Source organism: Streptomyces caniscabiei (genome assembly GCF_014930365.1).
GTDB lineage: Bacteria > Actinomycetota > Actinomycetes > Streptomycetales > Streptomycetaceae > Streptomyces > Streptomyces caniscabiei.
In genome coordinates, this window is record NZ_JABXWI010000001.1 from 918,492 (window position 1) to 935,983 (window position 17,492).

General features: G+C 72.1%; 16 protein-coding genes and 1 tRNA gene. 13 read left to right on the forward strand and 4 right to left on the reverse strand.

Annotated elements, in window-relative coordinates:
- Positions 1-39 precede the first annotated feature (39 nt).
- On the forward strand, positions 40-1,698 hold the full coding sequence (locus HW837_RS04475) for a long-chain fatty acid--CoA ligase (protein WP_078853512.1): 1,659 nt from the start codon (positions 40-42) through the stop codon (positions 1,696-1,698).
- A gap of 106 nt (positions 1,699-1,804) precedes the next feature.
- Here HW837_RS04475 and HW837_RS04480 read toward each other — a convergent pair whose 3' ends face one another.
- Complete coding sequence (locus tag HW837_RS04480) at positions 1,805-7,153, reverse strand: PAS domain-containing protein (protein ID WP_193383067.1); 5,349 nt, start codon at positions 7,151-7,153, stop codon at positions 1,805-1,807.
- 300 nt (positions 7,154-7,453) lie between these two features.
- Positions 7,454-7,960 carry an SSI family serine proteinase inhibitor gene (locus HW837_RS04485; RefSeq protein WP_193382237.1) on the reverse strand — a complete coding sequence of 169 codons (507 nt, stop codon included), beginning with the start codon at positions 7,958-7,960 and terminating at the stop codon, positions 7,454-7,456.
- Positions 7,961-8,171: 211 nt separating this feature from the next.
- On the opposite strand from HW837_RS04485, the gene HW837_RS04490 reads away from it, so the two are divergent.
- Positions 8,172-8,265 (forward strand) — tRNA-Ser (locus HW837_RS04490).
- A gap of 60 nt (positions 8,266-8,325) precedes the next feature.
- On the opposite strand, the gene HW837_RS04495 is transcribed toward HW837_RS04490, so the two are convergent.
- Positions 8,326-9,834, reverse strand: a complete 1,509-nt coding sequence (locus HW837_RS04495) for a tyrosine-type recombinase/integrase (RefSeq protein ID WP_193383429.1) — start codon at positions 9,832-9,834, stop codon at positions 8,326-8,328.
- Positions 9,831-10,403, reverse strand: a complete 573-nt coding sequence (locus tag HW837_RS04500) for a helix-turn-helix domain-containing protein (protein WP_193383430.1) — start codon at positions 10,401-10,403, stop codon at positions 9,831-9,833. The genes HW837_RS04495 and HW837_RS04500 overlap by 4 nt, the downstream gene beginning before the upstream one ends.
- A 93-nt stretch (positions 10,404-10,496) precedes the next feature.
- On the opposite strand from HW837_RS04500, the gene HW837_RS04505 reads away from it, so the two are divergent.
- The 11 genes from HW837_RS04505 (at position 10,497) to HW837_RS04555 (ending at position 17,410) form a co-directional block, all read left to right on the forward strand.
- Positions 10,497-10,721, forward strand: a complete 225-nt coding sequence (locus tag HW837_RS04505; RefSeq protein WP_193383431.1) for a helix-turn-helix domain-containing protein — start codon at positions 10,497-10,499, stop codon at positions 10,719-10,721.
- Entirely contained in the window at positions 10,721-11,065 is a 345-nt protein-coding gene (locus HW837_RS04510) for a helix-turn-helix domain-containing protein (protein ID WP_193383432.1), read from the forward strand. The genes HW837_RS04505 and HW837_RS04510 overlap by 1 nt, the downstream gene beginning before the upstream one ends.
- Before the next feature lie 143 nt (positions 11,066-11,208).
- Positions 11,209-11,565 (forward strand): hypothetical protein, encoded by a 357-nt coding sequence (locus HW837_RS04515; protein ID WP_193383433.1) that lies wholly within the window; start codon positions 11,209-11,211, stop codon positions 11,563-11,565.
- 381 nt (positions 11,566-11,946) lie between these two features.
- On the forward strand, positions 11,947-12,369 hold the full coding sequence (locus tag HW837_RS04520; protein WP_336512571.1) for a hypothetical protein: 423 nt from the start codon (positions 11,947-11,949) through the stop codon (positions 12,367-12,369).
- Positions 12,366-13,652, forward strand: coding sequence for an AAA family ATPase (locus HW837_RS04525; protein ID WP_193383434.1), 1,287 nt, complete (start codon positions 12,366-12,368; stop codon positions 13,650-13,652). Before HW837_RS04520 ends, HW837_RS04525 begins: the two co-directional genes overlap by 4 nt.
- A gap of 234 nt (positions 13,653-13,886) precedes the next feature.
- Positions 13,887-14,135 (forward strand): hypothetical protein, encoded by a 249-nt coding sequence (locus HW837_RS04530; protein ID WP_193383435.1) that lies wholly within the window; start codon positions 13,887-13,889, stop codon positions 14,133-14,135.
- Positions 14,132-14,350: a hypothetical protein gene (locus HW837_RS04535; RefSeq protein WP_193383436.1), complete on the forward strand. Its 219-nt coding sequence runs from the start codon at positions 14,132-14,134 to the stop codon at positions 14,348-14,350. Before HW837_RS04530 ends, HW837_RS04535 begins: the two co-directional genes overlap by 4 nt.
- A gap of 24 nt (positions 14,351-14,374) precedes the next feature.
- Positions 14,375-14,671, forward strand: a complete 297-nt coding sequence (locus tag HW837_RS04540) for a hypothetical protein (RefSeq protein WP_193383437.1) — start codon at positions 14,375-14,377, stop codon at positions 14,669-14,671.
- Between the two features lie 56 nt (positions 14,672-14,727).
- The gene (locus HW837_RS04545) at positions 14,728-15,147 is read left to right on the forward strand and encodes a hypothetical protein (protein WP_193383438.1); all 420 of its coding nucleotides are present in this window, start codon (positions 14,728-14,730) and stop codon (positions 15,145-15,147) included.
- 198 nt (positions 15,148-15,345) lie between these two features.
- Complete coding sequence (locus HW837_RS04550; RefSeq protein ID WP_193383439.1) at positions 15,346-15,999, forward strand: hypothetical protein; 654 nt, start codon at positions 15,346-15,348, stop codon at positions 15,997-15,999.
- 604 nt (positions 16,000-16,603) lie between these two features.
- Positions 16,604-17,410, forward strand: coding sequence for a helix-turn-helix domain-containing protein (locus HW837_RS04555; protein ID WP_193383440.1), 807 nt, complete (start codon positions 16,604-16,606; stop codon positions 17,408-17,410).
- Positions 17,411-17,492 lie beyond the last annotated feature (82 nt).

The following is a 17,492-nucleotide window of genomic DNA, read 5'->3' on the forward strand; positions in this document are numbered from 1 at the left end:
GTTACCACCGCGTAGGCAGAGCCGCCCCGGGAGGACGCCGTGCTGAGCACCATGCAGGACGTACCGCTGTTGATCTCCAGGATCCTGACCCACGGGTCGAGCATCCACGGGACGTCGCAGGTGATCACCTGGACCGGCGAGGGCGAACCCGACCGCCGCTCCTACGCCGAGATCGGCGCCCGCGCCGCGCAGCTGGCCCACGCCCTGCGCGAGGACCTCGGCGTCGACGGCGACGAGCGGGTCGCCACGCTGATGTGGAACAACGCGGAACACGTCGAGGCGTACTTCGCGATCCCCTCCATGGGTGCCGTCCTCCACACCCTCAACCTGCGCCTGCCCCCCGAGCAGCTCGCCTGGATCGTGCACCACGCCGCCGACCGCGTGATCATCGCCAACGGTTCACTGCTGCCCCTCCTCGCGCCGCTCCTCCCGCACCTCAAGCCGGTGGAGCACGTCGTCGTGGCCGGGCCCGGCGACCGCTCGCTGCTCGCCGGAGCGAGCGTCCAGGTGCACGAGTACGAGGACCTGATCGCCGGCAAGCCGACCACCTACGACTGGCCCGAGCTGGACGAACGCACCGCCGCGGCCATGTGCTACACCTCCGGCACCACCGGCGACCCCAAGGGCGTCGTCTACTCCCACCGCTCGATCTACCTGCACTCCATGCAGGTCAACATGGCCCAGTCCATGGGCCTGACGGACGCGGACCTCTCGCTCGCCGTCGTCCCGCAGTTCCACGTCAACGCCTGGGGTCTGCCGCACGCGACCTTCATGACCGGCGTCAACATGCTGATGCCCGACCGCTTCCTGCAGCCCGGCCCGCTCGCCGAGATGATCGAGACGCTGAAGCCGACGCACGCGGCCGCCGTCCCCACCATCTGGCAGGGCCTGCTCGCGGAGCTGACCGCCCGCCCGCGCGAGGTCTCCTCGCTCAACCAGGTCACCATCGGCGGCTCGGCCTGCCCGCCCGCCCTCATGGAGGCCTTCGACAAGCTGGGGATGCGCGTCTGCCACGCCTGGGGCATGACGGAGACCTCCCCGCTCGGCACGATCGCCCGGCCGCCGGCCCATGTCGAGCCCGGTTCGGAGGAGGAGCTCACCTACCGGCTCACCCAGGGCCGCTTCCCCGCCTCAGTCGAGGCCCGTCTCACCGGCCCCGGCGGCGAACGCCTCCCCTGGGACGGCGAGTCCGCCGGTGAGCTGGAGGTCCGGGGGCCCTGGATCGCGGGTGCCTACTTCGGCGGCCAGGGAGCCGAGCCCATCCGGCCCGACGACAAGTTCAGCGAGGACGGCTGGCTGAAGACGGGCGACGTCGGCACGATCAGCCCCGACGGCTTCCTCACCCTCACCGACCGTGCCAAGGACGTCATCAAGTCCGGCGGCGAGTGGATCTCCTCCGTCGAGCTGGAGAACGCGCTCATGGCCCACCCGGACGTCGCCGAGGCCGCCGTCGTCGCCGTGCCGGACGAGAAGTGGGGCGAGCGTCCCCTCGCCACGGTCGTGCTGAAGGAGGGCTCCACCGCCGACTTCGCCGCCCTGCGCTCCTTCCTCGCCGATGAGGGCCACATCGCCAAGTGGCAGCTCCCCGAACGCTGGACGATCATCGAGTCGGTTCCGAAGACGAGCGTGGGCAAGTTCGACAAGAAGGTGCTGCGACGGCAGTACGCGGAGGGCGCGTTGGACGTGACGCAGATCTAGCAGGCGTAGGGACGGCAACAGGTGGGGCGGTGTTTCACGTGAAACACCGCCCCACCTGTTGCCGTCCGCGAAACCGCCGCCGAGCTGCCGGTGTGTGCAACGAGGCTCAGTTGGTGCCGACTCGTGCCAGCAGGTCCACGATCCGGGTCTGGACCTCGGGGCTCGTGGAGCGTTCCGCGAGGAAGAGGACCGTCTCGCCCGAGGCCAGGCGCGGGAGTTCGGACTGGTCGACGGCGGCTGTGTAGACGACGAGCGGGGTGCGGTTCAACTGGCCGTTCGCCCGAAGCCAGTCGATGATCCCGGCCTGGCGGCGGTGCACCTGGAGCAGGTCCATCACCACGAGGTTGGGCCGCATCTGCGCGGCCAGGGTGACCGCGTCCGCGTCCGACGCCGCCCGCGCGACCTGCATGCCACGCCGTTCCAGCGTCGCGGTCAGGGCGAGCGCGATCTCCGCGTGCTCCTCGATGAGCAGGACACGCGGCGGGTGCTGCTCGGAGTCGCGCGGGGCGAGTGCCTTCAACAGGATCGCCGGGTCGGCCCCGTACGCCGCCTCACGCGTCGCCTGGCCGAGTCCCGCCGTGACGAGGACGGGCACCTCGGCGGCCACGGCGGCCTGGCGCAGCGACTGCAGTGCCGTGCGGGTGATGGGGCCGGTGAGCGGGTCGACGAAGAGGGCGGCCGGGTACGCGGCGATCTGGGCGTCCACGTCCTCGCGGGAGTTCACGATGACGGGCCGGTAGCCGCGCTCGCTCAACGCCTGGTGGGTCGTCGCGTCCGGCGCGGGCCACACCAGCAGGCGGCGCGGGTTGTCGAGCGGCTCCGGCGGCAACTCGTCGTCCATCGGCTGCGGATGCGGCCGGTCCGGGACCTCCACCGCGCCGCCGGGCCCGTCGAGCGGCTCGGGACCTTCGTCCGCGTTCTCGTCGGGCGCCCCTATGGCGTACGACCGCCCGGCACCCTCCGTACGGCCCGTGAGCCGGGACTGCCCGGCGAGCGACGGCTGCGGCGGCAGCGGGACCTGGCCCGCGAGCGAGGGCTGCGCGGGCAGCGGGACCTGCCCGGCCAGCGAGGGCTGCGACATCTGCGCGGCAGCCTGCTGGGGCTGGGCGGGGGGTGGGGTCTGGCCGACACCGAGGCGAAGGCCCGTGCCGTTGGTCGGCGTGGACTGCGGGTGGGGGCGCGCGGTCGTCTCGGGACGATCACCGGTGGGCGGCGTCCCCAGCTTGCGGCGCCTGCCGGAGCCACCGGGCTGGTTCGGGGCGGGCGTGGACCCGGCCTGGGGCTGCGCCTGTCCCTGAGCCTGGGCCTGGGCCTGGGCCTGGGCCTGTGTCTGGGCCTGGACTTGGACCTGAGGGCCGCCCTGGCGAGAGAAGGGGACACCCTGGCCGAGTGTCCGCACGCTGATCGACCGGCCCTGGGTGGAGTTGGGGTCGACGGGTGCGGGTGCGGGTGCGGGTGCGGAGGGCGTCGGCGTGGCCTGAGCTTGGGCCGGCGCCGGGGCCGGCGCCGGGGCCGGGGCCGGGGCTGCGGCTTCGGCCGGCAACGGCTGTGCGGCGCGCGGCTGCTGCTGGACCGCGACCTCCGGCGGCAACGGGGTGCCCGAGGACGGGGTGGACTGCGGAGGCAGCGCCGTCTGAGGAGAGGCTACGGGGATACCGGCGCCGGAGGTCGCATGGCGGGGGTCGGGCCACGACTGGGGCTGCTGCGGCTGGGCCGCTCCGGGAGCGGCGACCTGAGCGGGGGCGGCCTGCTGGACGACGGGCACCCCGGCGGCGGGCACGGGCTGCGCGACGCCCTGCACCGGCTGCGCGCCCTGCGCCCCCGGGACGGCCTGGAGCCCCGGTACGCCCTGTGCTCCCGGTACGACGACCGAGTGCCCGAGGGCTCCGGCCTGCGCGGGCACCTGCTGTCGGCCACCGGGTGCGCCCTGCGGCGGGACGACTCCCTGGACGGCACCGGGCTGTCCGACGACGGGCTGACCCGGGGCGTTCAGCGCGTTCGGGGCGGCAGCGACCGCGCCCTGCGCCGCGACAGCCTCAAGGGGTTGCCCGGCGACTGGCTGTCCTGCGACTGGCTGTCCTGTGACGGCCTGTCCGGCGACCGCCTGCCCCGGAAGGGCTTGTCCGGGAAGGGCCTGTCCGGCGACCGCCTGAGCAGGGCCGCCTCCTGGGACCCCTTGCGGAACGGCGGCCTGCGCGGCCGCGATCCCCGCCGGGACGGGCTGACCGGGAGTCGGCCCGACGGCCGGGGCGGGAACCGGCTGCGGGCCGCCCGGGATCCCCTGGGCGGCAACGGGCTGCCCGGCCGCCATGGGTACGCCCTGCGCCGGGACCGGCTGGCCGGGCCCTCCCTGCGGGGGGATGCCCTGAGCACCGGCGCCCTGGACCGGCGCCTGCTGCCCGGGCGTCATAGCACCGGCGCCCTCGCCCTGCTGGGGGGCGGACTGCCGTACCGCACGGCGTCGGCCCGTCGGCGTGGGAACCGGGTGCGGCTGCGGCGGGGTGTGGTCGTCGCCCGGGTCATGGAGCGCGGCGTCATGGCGGCCGTCGTCGGCGCCGTCGGCGGGGGCACCCGACACCGGCCCCGCGGCGGCCACTTGACCACCGGCGGGTACCTGACCGGCACCGGCCTGCTGCCCCGCGTCGGCCCCCTGCCCCGAGCCCGGCCCGGCGACGCCACCAGGCGCCCCCGGACCGCTCTGGGGAAGCTGCTGTCCCACTCCGGTGAACTGCTGCCCGACACCGGCGACGGGCACCGGCCCTCCGGCGGGCACGACTCCCCCGGGCGGCACGGGCCCACCGACGGGCACCTGCCCTCCCACGGGGGCCTGCCCACCGCCGGGGGCCTGCCCGGCCACCGGAACTTGCCCTCCTCCAGGCACCGGCCCGCCGACCCCGGGAACCCCGGCCGCCGCGGCCGCGACACCCTGGGCGCCCTCACCGTCGTACCCCTTCCCGCCCTGCGCGGGTCCCCCGCCCTGCACGGGTCCGGCGGTGCCGGTCGTCCCGGCGGGCAGGGGCATCGGCATGGGTGTGCCGGAGGCGCCCGGCGCCGCCGGCAGCGGGACCGGGCCGCGGCCCGCGGCCTCCGCGTACTCGGGGCCCCGGTCGGCCTCGGCCGGGGGCAGGGCGAAGACGGCTCGCGCACCCGGCTCGGGCGCGGCGGCACGCTCCTCGGTGCCGCCGAGGGCGCGACGACGACGGCCCGTGGGCTGCTGGGCACCGCCCGCCTCGCCGGGGCCGTCGGCGGCCGGGACCGGCCCCGCGGGCAGGGCCGGCGGCAACGCGTTCTGTGCGGCGGGCTCCCGGCGCGCGCGCCGTCCGCCGGGGGCGGGCACACCCTGCGGCGGCACGGTCCCGCCCAGCCCGGTGGCGGCGGCAGCGGCACCCGCCGCGTGCTCGGCCGCCGTGACGACGGCGCCCTCGGTGGCCACGGCCTCACCGGCTTCCTCGGCAGCGGCGGCCCGCCCACGTCGCCGCCCGGTGCCCCCGGAACCGTCGGCCTCGGCGCCCTCACCGGAACCGACGACGGCGACGGCCGCACCCGGCGCACCGGCCGCGTCCTCCGCCCGGCGCCTTCGCCGCCCGGTCGGGGCGACCGGGGCCTCGGCCTCCCGGCTCTCCGGAGCGTCCTCGCTCTCCAGGAACGCGTCCACCGACGACCGTCGCGCCCGACGCCGCCCGCCACCGACGGGGGCCTGCTCGGGCAGGGCGACCTCCGCACCCGTGGCCACGGCCCCGGGATCGGCCTCGACGCCCATCGCCACGGGCAGCTGCGCGGCGGGCACGGCCCCGGCACCACCACCCAGCGGCACCTCCAGCACATACGCGCTGCCGCTCATCCCGGGCACCTCGACCGTCTGGAGCACACCGCCGTGCGCCCGCACGATCCCCTGGACGATCGGCTGGTGCACCGGGTCTCCCCCGGCGTACGGCCCGCGCACCTCGATGCGCACGACCTCACCGCGCTGCGCGGCCGCCACGACGACGGTGTTGTCCATGTAGCCGCCGGTGGACATGGGCGCGTTGCCCGTCGCGTCGACACCGGCGACGTCGGCGACGAGATGCGCGAGGGCGGTCGCCAGCCGCGTCTGGTCCACCTCGGCCTCGATGGGCGGCGCGTGCACGGCGAACTGCACCCGCCCCGGCCCGACCAGCTCGACGGCCCCGTCGACACCGGCCGCGACGACCGCGTCCAGCATCACGGCCGTCCGTACGAGTTCGTCCTCGCCCGCGTCGATCCGCTGGTAGCCGAGCACGTTGTCGATGAGCGTCGTGATCCGCGAGTACCCGGCGGTCAGATGGTGCAGCACCTGGTTCGCCTCGGGCCACAGCTGCCCGGCGTCGTCGGCGGCGAGGGTGCCCAGCTCACTGCGGAGCTGGTCGAGCGGGCCGCGCAGCGAGGTGCCCAGCACGGCGAGCAACTGCTCGTGCCGCGCGGCCAGCGCCTCGTAGCGGTCCTTCTCGCGCTCCCCGAGCGCCGCGTACCGCTCGTCCCCGGCGGCGAGTTCCTCGGCGTGCTGCTCGCTGAGCTCGGCCAGCTCGGCGGCGTGCTCCTCGCGCACCCCCGCGAGTTCCTCGGCGTGCTCCTTGGCGAGCCGCTCCAGCTCCTCGGCGTGGGTCTCGGCCTCGGCGTCCTTCTCCTCGGCGAGCTTGTCGTACGGCCGCCGGTCGGTGAACGTCATCACGGCGCCGACGAGCTGATCCCCGTCGCGCACCGGCGCGGTCGTCAGGTCGACCGACACCTTCTCGCCGTTCTTCGACCACAGCACCTGCCCGCGCACCCGGTGCTTGCGCCCGGACTTCAGGGTGTCCGCGAGCGGGGACTCGGTGTACGGGAAGGGGGCGCCGTCCTCGCGGGAGTGCAGCACGAGCGTGTGCAGCTCGCGTCCGCCGAGGTCACTGGCCCGGTACCCCAGTATCTGAGCGGCGGCCGGATTGACGAGGACGATCCGCCCGTCGGTGTCGGTCCCGACGACACCCTCGGAGGCGGCCCGCAGGATCATCTCGGTCTGCCGTTGCGAACGCGCGAGTTCGGCCTCGGTGTCGACGGTGCCCGAAAGATCCCGTACGACCAGCATGAGCAGCTCGTCGTTGGCGTAGCCGTAACCGTCGTACGCCTGCTGGCCGTTCTCCAGATTCGCGCTTGTGACCTCGACCGGGAACTCGCTGCCGTCGGTCCGGCGGGCGGTCATCCGGGTCGGCTTGGTCCGCCCCGTCGGGTCCATGGTGTCGGGCCGCCGCATGGAGCCCGGGATGAGCCGGGAGTCGAACTCGGGAAGGAGGTCCAGCAGCCCGCGTCCGACCAGGGCGGTGCCGGGCGCCTCGAAGGCCTCCAGGGCGATCGTGTTGGCGTTGACGACGGTCCCATTGGCGTTGACCAGCACCAACGCATCGGGCAGCGCGTCCAGTATGGCTGCGAGGCGAGCAGCGCCTCGGGATGGCCTGCTGCTCACGAGACGCTTCCTCCCTGTTACCGCACCTTGCCGACCGCTGGGCCCATGGCCATCTTGCCAACCGGCCCGCAACGTGTCACGCGAGGGAGTCTACGGGCAGAGGTTGCGCTCGCGACGCCGGATGAGAGGGAGGTCGCACACCGAACATCTGGAGATGCGGTGACCGCGCGGACGGGGATGCCGTGACCGTGTGTTTTGCCGGAGGACCTTGACGGAGGCACATATGTACGGGCTGTGCGCGGGGCAAGGAGGGGAGCGACCGCGCCGATCGGCGGGTGGCCGGTTTCGCGCCCCTCCTCTTTACGCGCGGAGCTTCGGCAGCAGGGGGACCATGGCGTCCCAGCGGGAGATCTCGCAGCCGTCCCCGCGGTCGAAGCGGGCGTCGACACGGCGCCCGGCCCAGGTCCCGGTCACATGGGCGGTGGCCGGACCGCCGTACTGCATCGTGCACACGGTGCCGGACCGGACCGGGGCGAAGGGGTCCGTCCCCCAGGTCGTCCGGCGATCGAGCCGCCCGCACGCCTCCCGTACGTCCGGGTGGTCGCCCCCTTCCGGATGACACCGCAGTTCGAAGGTCCCGTCCGCGCCGCCGCCGGCCTCGCGCACGGTGACGGTCAGCCGGTCCCCGGGGCCGGCGGCGAGGGTGGGCATGGGCGGCGACGGGCGCGCGACCGGCTCGGCGGCGTACGCCTCCGGCGCCACCGGTGCGAGGGGGCCGGCGGCGACCGCGGCGAACGAGGCGACGGCACCGAGGAACAGCCGGCCCAGGGCGAGGGTGGGGCGGGTGGGGGGAAGGCTCTGCGACATGACCTGACTAACGCCACGCCCGCCCCGCGGTTGCGGCGCCGCGTCGCGCTGTGCGCGCCGTGATCCGTGGCACGTCGCACCACTCCCGACGTGCCCTACGGCTTTGCCCTGCGACCTCTCCGCCTAGTACCGTGGGAGGCGATTGGTGACAGCCCACCCGGCTGTGTCATCATCTGCACGCACCACTCGCGCTCGCTCGGGAGGTTGTGCTGGAGGCGTCGCCTAGTCCGGTCTATGGCGCCGCACTGCTAATGCGGTTTGGGACTTCAATCCCATCGAGGGTTCAAATCCCTCCGCCTCCGCCACCTGACCAGGGAGTTCGGCCCAAACGGGCGGGGCTCCCTGAGTCGCTTTCTGAGCCACTTTCAGCCCCCAGATGGCACGGTGCTGGCACCAACGGCGGAAAGCCGGTTCTGGCGCGGGATGAACGCGGCGATACGGCGCGTGGCGTCCTCCGCCAGCTCCTCCGCGACGACCGCGTACACGTCCTTGGTGAAGGCCACCGACGAATGGCCCAGCACCTCGGACACGAACTTGTCGTCGACCCCGGCGGCGATCAACATCGTGGCCGCACCGTGCCGCAGATCGTGGAAGCGGATCGGCGGGAGCGTCAGCCTGAGCGCCACCTCGACGGCCGCCTCGGTCGTCCGGTACTTCCGAGCGATCCGCTCGATCGACCAACCCTCCTTGGCCTTCCCGCGGATGTTCGCGTACCGCTCCAGCAAGATCCGGAACCGGCTCGACAGATACTCCGCCTTCAGCGCCGTGCCGTCCTCGTAACAGAACACGCGGCCCGCGTCCTGGTAGGCCTCACCCCACGCCAGCCGCTCCTCCAGCTTCCGCTTGTGCCACGCCCTGAAGACGCGGACGGTCTCGTCGTCGAGGGGGATCTGCCGGTACCCGGCCTCGGTCTTCGTGTCGTCCAGGTCGTCGTCCGACTGCGATTGCAGGACGTGCAGCCGCCGACGGTTGAGGCTGAGGTCTTTCTCCTCGGCGCCGACCAGCTCGCCGCGGCGGGGACCGTAGTACGCGTCGAGGTGGAAGGCGGGGTACAGCCGCTCGGCGGAGGCCTCGGCGAAGTCGAGGAACGCGCCGCACTGGTCGGACGTCCAGACCATCACCTTCGCCGGGATGTTCCCGGTCTTCTCCCATGCCTCGACGCGCTCAGCCGTCCACAGCAGTGGACGCGCGCGCCCCTGCTTCCGCTTCCCGCCCTTGGACCGCCAGACCCCGTCAGCCGGGTTGTCCGGCCGGATCTTCGACAGCTTCGACGCGTCCGTGAGGGCGCCGTGCAGGACCGCGTGGACGCGCCTGATGCGGCCCTCGGAGATCGGCCGGGAGTGCAGCCGCTTCCCGTCGCGGGTGGCGCGCGCGTCCTTCAGGCGGCGCAGGATCTCCGACCGGTCGCCCTGCTCCTCGGGCCGGTTGATCTTCCGCATGGCCGCGTACAGCTCCCGGAAGTGCTCGTCGGTGAGGTCGACGACCTTGATGTGACCGAGCCCCGGCTTCCCGTACAGGTCGATCGTCTCGCGCTCGGCGTCGAGGGTGGACTTCTTCAGGCCCTCGCCCGTCTCGGCCTCCGACTTCCGCCAGGCGTACCGACGTTCGAGGTACTCGCCGAGCGTGGTCTTCCGCTCGTCGTGCGCCTTCGGGTTGGCGGCGGTGCCGAGCACCTTGCCCAGCTCGGTCCGGCACTCGCGTTCGGTGTCGTACGGGCCGATGCGCGGTTGCCGGCGCTTCCCCTCGGCGGACGGCGGTGCCTCGTACCGGGCGTACCAGCCGCCGTGTCCCTTCTTGCTGAGGTCGGGGCATTTCTTGCCGAGCAGCTTCTTCGTCTCCGTGTCCCGGCACGAGCAGGCCTTGTACGGCTTCACTCCTTCTCCCCCTCAGCTTCAATGCCGGCGCGGCGGTAGACCTCACGGCGCGCCTCGTCATCGCTGGTCCGGTCCATGGCCGCGACCACTGCAACCTGGTCTTCCAAGGTCACCGTGACGTCCTGCGGGCGCCACTTCCGCAAGCCCGGCGGAAGCGAATGGATCTGGTGGTCGTCGAGGGCGGCTCCAGCCTGCTCTTCGTCTTCAAGTGCTTCGAGCGGGCGCTGACCGTTCATCCACAGCCACGCGTCGAGCGCGTGCACCGTCTTGGAGCCGGCCACCTCCACCTCACCCACGACCGTGGGCGGAAGGAGCAATGCGCCCGGAGAGACCTTGAGCGCAACGGAGAGCGCGACCAGGTCATCGACGTCGACGCGCCGCTCGCCCTTCTCGATACGCGTGATCCCGGTGGCCGGGATCGAGTGACCGATCTCCTTCAGCGCTGCGGACAGGCGGGTCGTCGAAAGGCCGCGGACCTTACGGAGGCGTACGAGGTTGTCGGCCGCGTACCGGCTGACGGGACCCCAGCCGGTGGGCTTGGGCTTGGGGGGTGTCGGATTCGCTGTCACTTTCGCAGCGTCCCATGCGCTTCTTGTGTAGTCAACGTCAGTCCCGTACAGTTTCAGGTGTCGCAGTAACCGCTGCGATTCCTGGAGGTTGCAATGCGCAAGAGCGCAGTTGACGTGCTCGAAGTAGACGAATGGCTCACGCCCTCCGAGGCCGCCAAGCTCGCCAAGCTCAGCGTGCGCACGCTGTCGGACCGACGTTGGAAGAAGATCGGCCCGCCCTACCGGAAGCTCTCGCCCGGCAAGGGTGGACGCGTCCGATACAGGCGCAGCGACGTACTCGCTTGGCTCCAGGGGGACCAGAAGGCGAGTGCCGCCTGATGTCCGCCTGGACGCGCGATGCGATCGCGGCGCTCGGTCCGGTCACGGACGTGCCCACGCTGGCGGCGATCCTCGACGTGCACAAGGACACCGTGTACGCGGCGATCCGGCGCGGCGAGTGGACCGCGACCCGCGTGCTCACCCTCGGCCGGAAGATCAAGATTCCGACGCGTGACCTGATCGCACTCCTGTACGAGTCGGAGCCCGCTTCGCAGGCCAACCCGGCAGTGCCATCACAGTGCCATCACGCCGAGTATCCGCAGGTCGCAGCCAGCACACCGCATACCTCATGCGGTTGTACCCCTGCCGATTCGGCGGTGATCCGCCCCCTGAGGGGCGCATAGAAGCGGCCCCTCGCGTATGCGCCGGTGTTAGCCGCACCGACGACCGCGAGGGGCCTCAGCGACAGACCACGGAAAGCGCGAAGCCCCGGGCCTCCACTCGACCGGAACCCAGGGCATCGCTTCACAGAAGTGGAACCATCACCATGACCCACGATACGGGCCAGCCGCCCGACCAGACCACACCGACCGACGGCCAGCCCTCGAAGATCTGCGCCCACTGGATCGGCGCCGAGCGCCGCCACTGCGGTGCCATCGAGGGCGTACGCCCGTACCTCACCGGCCTGTGCTGCCCACTCCACACGCCGCGCGCGCTGCGCGGTCTGCCGGAGTTCGAGCCGGGCCCGGGTTGGCCGGCCGACGCGTGGACGACGCCGAGCCCGCTGTCCGCCTCCGCCCTCTTCGACGAGAGGGCCGTTGCTTCCGGCCGTCGCCGGTCGTCCGCTCACGTCTACCAGGCGGCGCGGGCGGCGGAGGAGCGCAGGAAGGCGGGCGACCGGTGAGCGGCAGCAAGGACACGAAGCGGCTCCTCGACAAGGTTCGCGAGCAGGGGTTCACCGTCCGCTCTACGGGGTCGGGTCACTTCCTTGTACGTGGCCGTCGTGGGGTCGTGTCGGTGTCGTCGACGCCGTCGGGCGGCCGGACGCTGACGAACACGCGGGCCGCGCTGCGCCGCATCGGAGCACGAGTCTGATGGCCGGCCGCCCTGCCTCGGGTGGCTCTGCCGCTTCGGTGGCAGGGCGCACCCGCACCGCGCTCTTGAACAACCCGTACGGGCTTTCCCTTCGCGAGGTCCGGGCCGAGATCCGCCGCTGTACCGCACGCGGTTGGCAGCTGTGGGAGATCCGGCTCCGCTTCGCACCCGACCGCAAGGACCGCACCACGTGAGCGTCATCAACGTGCCAGACGACGACCCGGTGTCCCTCTGGGCATCGGCGCGCGTGACCGAGCTGCTCGGCGACAGCGCGACGCGTCCGCCGAAGTACGGCAGCGCCGAGTGGCATCGGCTCGCTGGGAACGACCCGCGCAAGGGCGCGGCAGTGATCACGGCCGCTGAACTGTGGCGTCGGTTCGGAGACGAGGAAGACCTGTTGGCCTGGTTCCGTGACGCGTCCCGTGCGCGCACTCCGCTCGCGAGCTGGAAGACCCGCGCCGAACTGGACGCACTCGCGAAGCCGAAGCCGCCCCGACCGGTCCAGGCCGCCAGCGGCTGGCCGCCCGTTGCGATCCCCGGACGGCCCGGCTGGTACCGGCACCTCGTCAACGGCCGCCAGGTCGACGCGCAGCGGACGGAGATGGCGGCATGACCGAGACGTTCGACCTCATGGCCCAGCTCACGGGCGAACGGGCGCGCTGCGAGCAGCACAGCCAGTACCTCCCGTGCGGACATGTCGAGTGCCGCGAAGAGGAGCGCGGAGGCTCGGCGAGGGCCGACCAGGATCGGAGCCCGAACGTCGTAGGCAAGGATGACGAGCAGGAATCGCGGCCCCGTTCTCTGCTGCTGCGGCCTGCCTCCGGCATCCGTATCCGGCCCGTGCGCTGGCTGTGGGACACCACCCCCGAGGGTGCCCCACCGACCAGCCACGGCCGGATTCCGCTGCACTCCCTCGCCATCGCGGCCGGCGGCCCAGGGCTGGGGAAGTCGCAGTTCGCGGTGTGGATGACTGCGCGCATCACAACGGGCACGCTGCCCGGTGAGCTGTACGGGAAGCCTCGCCCGGTCATCTACGCCGCCGCAGAGGACTCGTGGTCCTTCACCATTGCGCCCCGTCTGCTGGCCGCCGGAGCGGACATGGAGATGGTGTTCCACGTTTCCGTACGGGACGAGGAAAGGATCTACGCCCGGCTCACGCTCCCGATCGACACGTCCCTGTTGGCGAAGGAAGCCGAGCGGCACAGCGTCGCCCTGCTCGTCATGGACCCGCTGCTGTCGTACATCGACAAGGGCATCAACGACTACCGGGCCGCAGAAGTCCGGCAGGCGCTGGAGCCCCTCGTCGAGGCGGCCGACCGGCACCGCTTCACGATCCTGGGCCTGGCCCACTTCACGAAGTCCGGTGCCGCCGACCCGCTCGCCCGCGTTGCAGGATCCGGTGCCTTCGGCCAGCTCATCCGGAGCCTGATCGCGTTCGCCAAGGAAGAGGGTGAGCGCGACGAGCCCGACCGGTTCGTCATGTCGCTGGAGAAGAACAACCTCGGGCGGCTCGGCCTCCCCTCGTACGAGTACGCGATCCAGCCCGTCACGATCGCCACCGACGAAGGCCCGTCGCACGTCTCCCGGTTCGTCCTCGGCGGCGAGACGACGACCAGCGTGCGCGAGGTCATGCGGGACGAGTCCATGCCCGACACCAACCGCGGCGAGACGAACGAAACCGTCGTATGGCTGCGCGCCTACCTCACGGACCAGGGAGGCTCCGACCTCGCCGCCGACGTCAAGATCGCAGCGAAGAAGGACGGCATCAGCGAGTCCAGCCTCCAGCGCGCCCGCCGGAAGCTCGGGGTGTCGATGCAGCAGTCCGGGTTCGGCAAGGACCGGCGTTCCACGTGGAGCCTGCCGGAGGCCGTCGTCGAGGACGGAGGCGAGTCGTGAACACCCGCCTCATTACCCCCATGGCACACATGGCACGAATGACAGACATGGTCGTGACCTGCATCGATGCCATACGGGTCAGGTGACAGACATGGCACGCATGGTGACACGCATGGACGGCCATTCATGCCATTCGTGTCACCGCGTGTCACCCATAAATGTCACCCCAAAACCGCAGGTCATCCCCATGTTTGCCATGTATGTCATTCATTCCCCTTTACGTAAGGAGCAGTAATGGCAGAGATCATCCCCGCCGCACCCGGCTGGTACGTCCAGAGCCACACCGTCGGAGCCATCGACCCCGTCATCGCGTGGACCCTGGCTCCCGACCTCGACGGCGGCACAGTGCTGCTGCCCTTCGTTCCCGCCGGCCGCGGCTACCCGCCCGAGGTGCTCGACCTCAAAGCCTTCCCTCGGGACGAATGGTCCGTCGTCTACCTCCCCAACCGTGACCCCGCCGTCGACGGATCGGAGCCGTCGTGACCGAGTCGACCAGCCACGTAGAGCAGCAGGTAGCGGCCCGTATCGCCGCCGCGAAGGTCCGCGTGGCCGCCGCGAAGGAGCGGAGGGACGACCTCGCCCAGGCCCGCCGGCGCGGCCTCGCCCACCGGCACGCCAGGAAGCTACGAAACCTCGCCGAGGCCGAGCAGCGCCAGGCCGACGACGTCGACCACGACCAGGACGACGACACCGACTGACCCGCCTGAAAGGAGATGCACCCCATGCAGGAAGGCCTGTTCGAGGAGGCCCCGTATCGGACCGCGCCACCGAAACCCGAGCCGCCGCCACGCCGCCGCAAGGGTGTCTACGAGGGACCGCGCACGTACTCCATGCCGCCGAGGGCTGCGAGGTTCGTGTACCAGCCGCCACCGCCCCGCCCGATCCTCACCGCCGAGTTCGTGAAGCAGCTCCGCCGCGAGGCCGCCGACGCCCACCCCGACCGAGGCGGCACGGCGGAAGCGTTCCGGGTGGCGCACGCCGCGTACCTCGCCGCGAAACAACTCCTCGAGGACCACTAACCAACCCACTCCGGCCGTCGACCGGCGGCCGGCCAACCCGAGCAAGGAGAAGCACCGTGAACAAGCCCCTCAGCCTCGTGCACACCGCCGAGCAGACCGAACCCCCGCAGCTCGACGGCCCCACCGAACCCTGCATCGTCACCGGACCCAACGACCCGCACGCCGTCCGCGTCCAGCTCGGCGACACCGACGACGACGGAGACACCGACAACACCGTGTACGTCACCTTCGAGTTCAGCGACGGCCGCTCCCTTGAGATCAGCCTCGACGACCACCGCGCCGACTACATCGGCGGCCTGCTGAAGAAGGCCCACGCCATGGTCGAGGAGCGTAAGGACGCGGAGATGGCGGCCTGGACCGCGTCGCTGCCCGCTCCCTGCCCGCTGCACGACGGGCCGTCGGTCGAGGGCACGCACTGCACGTGCGACGGAGTACAGGACGCGTACGGCAACCCGGTCGAGTCCACCAACGCCTGACCCGCACACGAAACGGCCGGCCCGCGGGAACCGGGCCGGCCACCCCCAGGATCGCACCGGCCGTCCGCGCGACGGCCGGCCAGGTGTGGTTGGCGGGTGGTGGCGATGGCCCGGCTGGGTTTCCGGCCGGGCCGTTCTGCTGTCCGGAATCCGTACGACCTCGTAGAGCACAAGATTTCACAAGGGAGGTGACCCGCTGTGGACGGACCCGAACGACTCGACGGACGCGACGGCCAGGTGTGGGCCGCGTACATCTCAGGGGCGACCCAAGAGGCCATTGCCCGCCAGCATGGTGTGACCCAACAGAGGGTGTCGCAGATCTTGAGTGAGATCAGGGCGAGCATCGGTGACGTGGCTCGTACGGATGCGGCTCTGCTCGCGCAGGAGCGTACGGACGCTCTGCTCGCCGCGGTATGGCCGGCCGCGATGAGCGGTGACCCGAAGGCCGTGGGCGCCGCGCTCAGGGTGCTGGAGCGGCAGGCGAAGGCGCTGGGTACGGACGCTGTGGAGCCGATCGCGGTGACGTTCGAGCGGCACCTTGACGACCAGGGTCAGTTGGTGGCGGCTGCGCTGCGGGCGGCCTTTGATGCGCTGGAGTTGTCGCCGGAGCAGCAGGCTTGGGCGGCGTACGCGGCGTCGACGGCGTTGTATCAGTCGGCTGGCCAGGATCCGCCTGCTGATGCGCCTCCGCCTCCGCCGCATCCTTCTTCGCCTGCCGCTCCGGTCGAGGTGCCGGTGGATCCGCGTGCGGGGATGGAGCAGCGGTTGCGGGACCTGGTCGCGGACGAGGACGTCGATGTCGACGCGCTGCTCGCAGAGGTCGACAAGGAGGAGGGCCGTGGGGATGGCTGACGAGACGGAGAAGCGGCTCGCCAAGATGCGCCAGGCGTTGGCGAAGCTGCGGCGTGAGGGTCGGGAGCGGGAGTTCGGGGCGGTGGCGTCCGCGTACGCCGCGTTGAAGGCCGAGCAGATGGCGCGGGCGGAGGAGGAGGGCCGTGCTGCTGCTCGTGCGCGAGCGGAGGCGCGGCGGGCTCGGGTGGTGCGGGGGCGGCCGGTGCCGTCGGGGGTGTGGCGTCTGCCGCCGGGGTTTGCGAGTCCGTTGGCTGCGCAGAGGGCGCGCGGGATTGGCGTGCCGCGGGAGGAGCCGGTGAGGCCGGCGTACGGGTTGCGTCCGTGGCGGCGTTCTGGGGGGCCGATGTCTGAGGTGATTTGGAGGCCGGGCCGGTAGCGGGGTGGAGCCCGCTTCCCCGGCCGACGTTGGGGGGAGCGGGCTCCGGCGACCCGCCCCGGTGTGCAGACCAACAAAGGAGGACGGGGCGGGCCGTTGGGCCGTCCCGGAACCTGGATCACGGACAGGCCCCGGGGCGGCACTGTTTTGGAGGGTAGCGCGGCTTCCGTAGGTGTCCTTCCGGAAGCTCCGGAATGATCTTTGCGGGGTGGCTTTTACCGTCCGGGCATGGACGAATTCACCGCCGCCGAGGCCGCGAAATGGCTCGACATCAGCCGCGAATCCGTGGACCTCGCAGCCCGTGAAGGGCGCCTTTCCGTGCTCGGCGGGGAGGGGCCGCGCCGGTTCTCGCGGGCGGCTGTCGAGGCGTACCACCAGGGGCGTGTGCTGGAGAACGTCGCCAGTCTGGCGCGGGCCGGGGAGACCCCGGTGAGCGCGGCCCGCAAGGTACGTCAGCGTCTGCACGCCGAGGAGCTGGGGATGCCGCGCCCGTTTGCGGTGCGGCTCAAGGCGATGCCGATCACGTGGCGGTCGGTGTTCTCGCCGGCGGAACTCGCAGCGGCATGCGTGCGGGATGGCGAGGGCTGCCGGTGGTGCCGTGCGCGGGAGTTCGCCGACTTCCGCGGGCTGCGTCCGCCGGAGTTCTCGCCGGCGTTGAAGGAGTTGTTCGGCGCGGACCCGTGCGGGGTGTGCGGCCCGGGGTTGCTGGCCCCGTTCATGGCCGCTCTGGGGGCCCGGGTGCGCGCGGGTGACCGCCGGCCGCCAGGGCCGCCTCCGCGCCCTTCTGAGGCGGAGCGGCAGGCCGCCCGGGAGTGGGCCTCTCAGCGGGCGGTGACGGCTTCGGCGCGGCCTTCCGTGGACGACGACGGGAAGGCTCTGGTGGCCCGTCGTCTGAGGGAGACCCGCGAGCGGTTGAAGGCGGCGAAGCGGTCCGGTGACCGGAGATACGCGCTCCGGTTGCAGCAGACCCTGCGGTCTCTAACGGCGGACGCGTCCGCGATCGACACGCGTGCCTCGGAGAGGGGGCAGCGATGATCGAGGACGAGCGGGAGCGGATCCTCAACGATGCTGCGGAGCGCATCGGCCGCCTCATCATCGAGACGGCGGAAGAGGTCGA

Coding starts and splice junctions, on each gene's coding strand:
- HW837_RS04555 (WP_193383440.1), top strand. CDS start 16,604: ATGGACGAATTCACCGCCGCCGAGGCCGCGAAATGGCTCGACATCAGC.
- HW837_RS04510 (WP_193383432.1), top strand. CDS start 10,721: ATGTCCGCCTGGACGCGCGATGCGATCGCGGCGCTCGGTCCGGTCACG.
- HW837_RS04505 (WP_193383431.1), top strand. CDS start 10,497: ATGCGCAAGAGCGCAGTTGACGTGCTCGAAGTAGACGAATGGCTCACG.
- HW837_RS04540 (WP_193383437.1), top strand. CDS start 14,375: ATGCAGGAAGGCCTGTTCGAGGAGGCCCCGTATCGGACCGCGCCACCG.
- HW837_RS04485 (WP_193382237.1), bottom strand. CDS start 7,960: ATGTCGCAGAGCCTTCCCCCCACCCGCCCCACCCTCGCCCTGGGCCGG.
- HW837_RS04525 (WP_193383434.1), top strand. CDS start 12,366: ATGACCGAGACGTTCGACCTCATGGCCCAGCTCACGGGCGAACGGGCG.
- HW837_RS04515 (WP_193383433.1), top strand. CDS start 11,209: ATGACCCACGATACGGGCCAGCCGCCCGACCAGACCACACCGACCGAC.
- HW837_RS04530 (WP_193383435.1), top strand. CDS start 13,887: ATGGCAGAGATCATCCCCGCCGCACCCGGCTGGTACGTCCAGAGCCAC.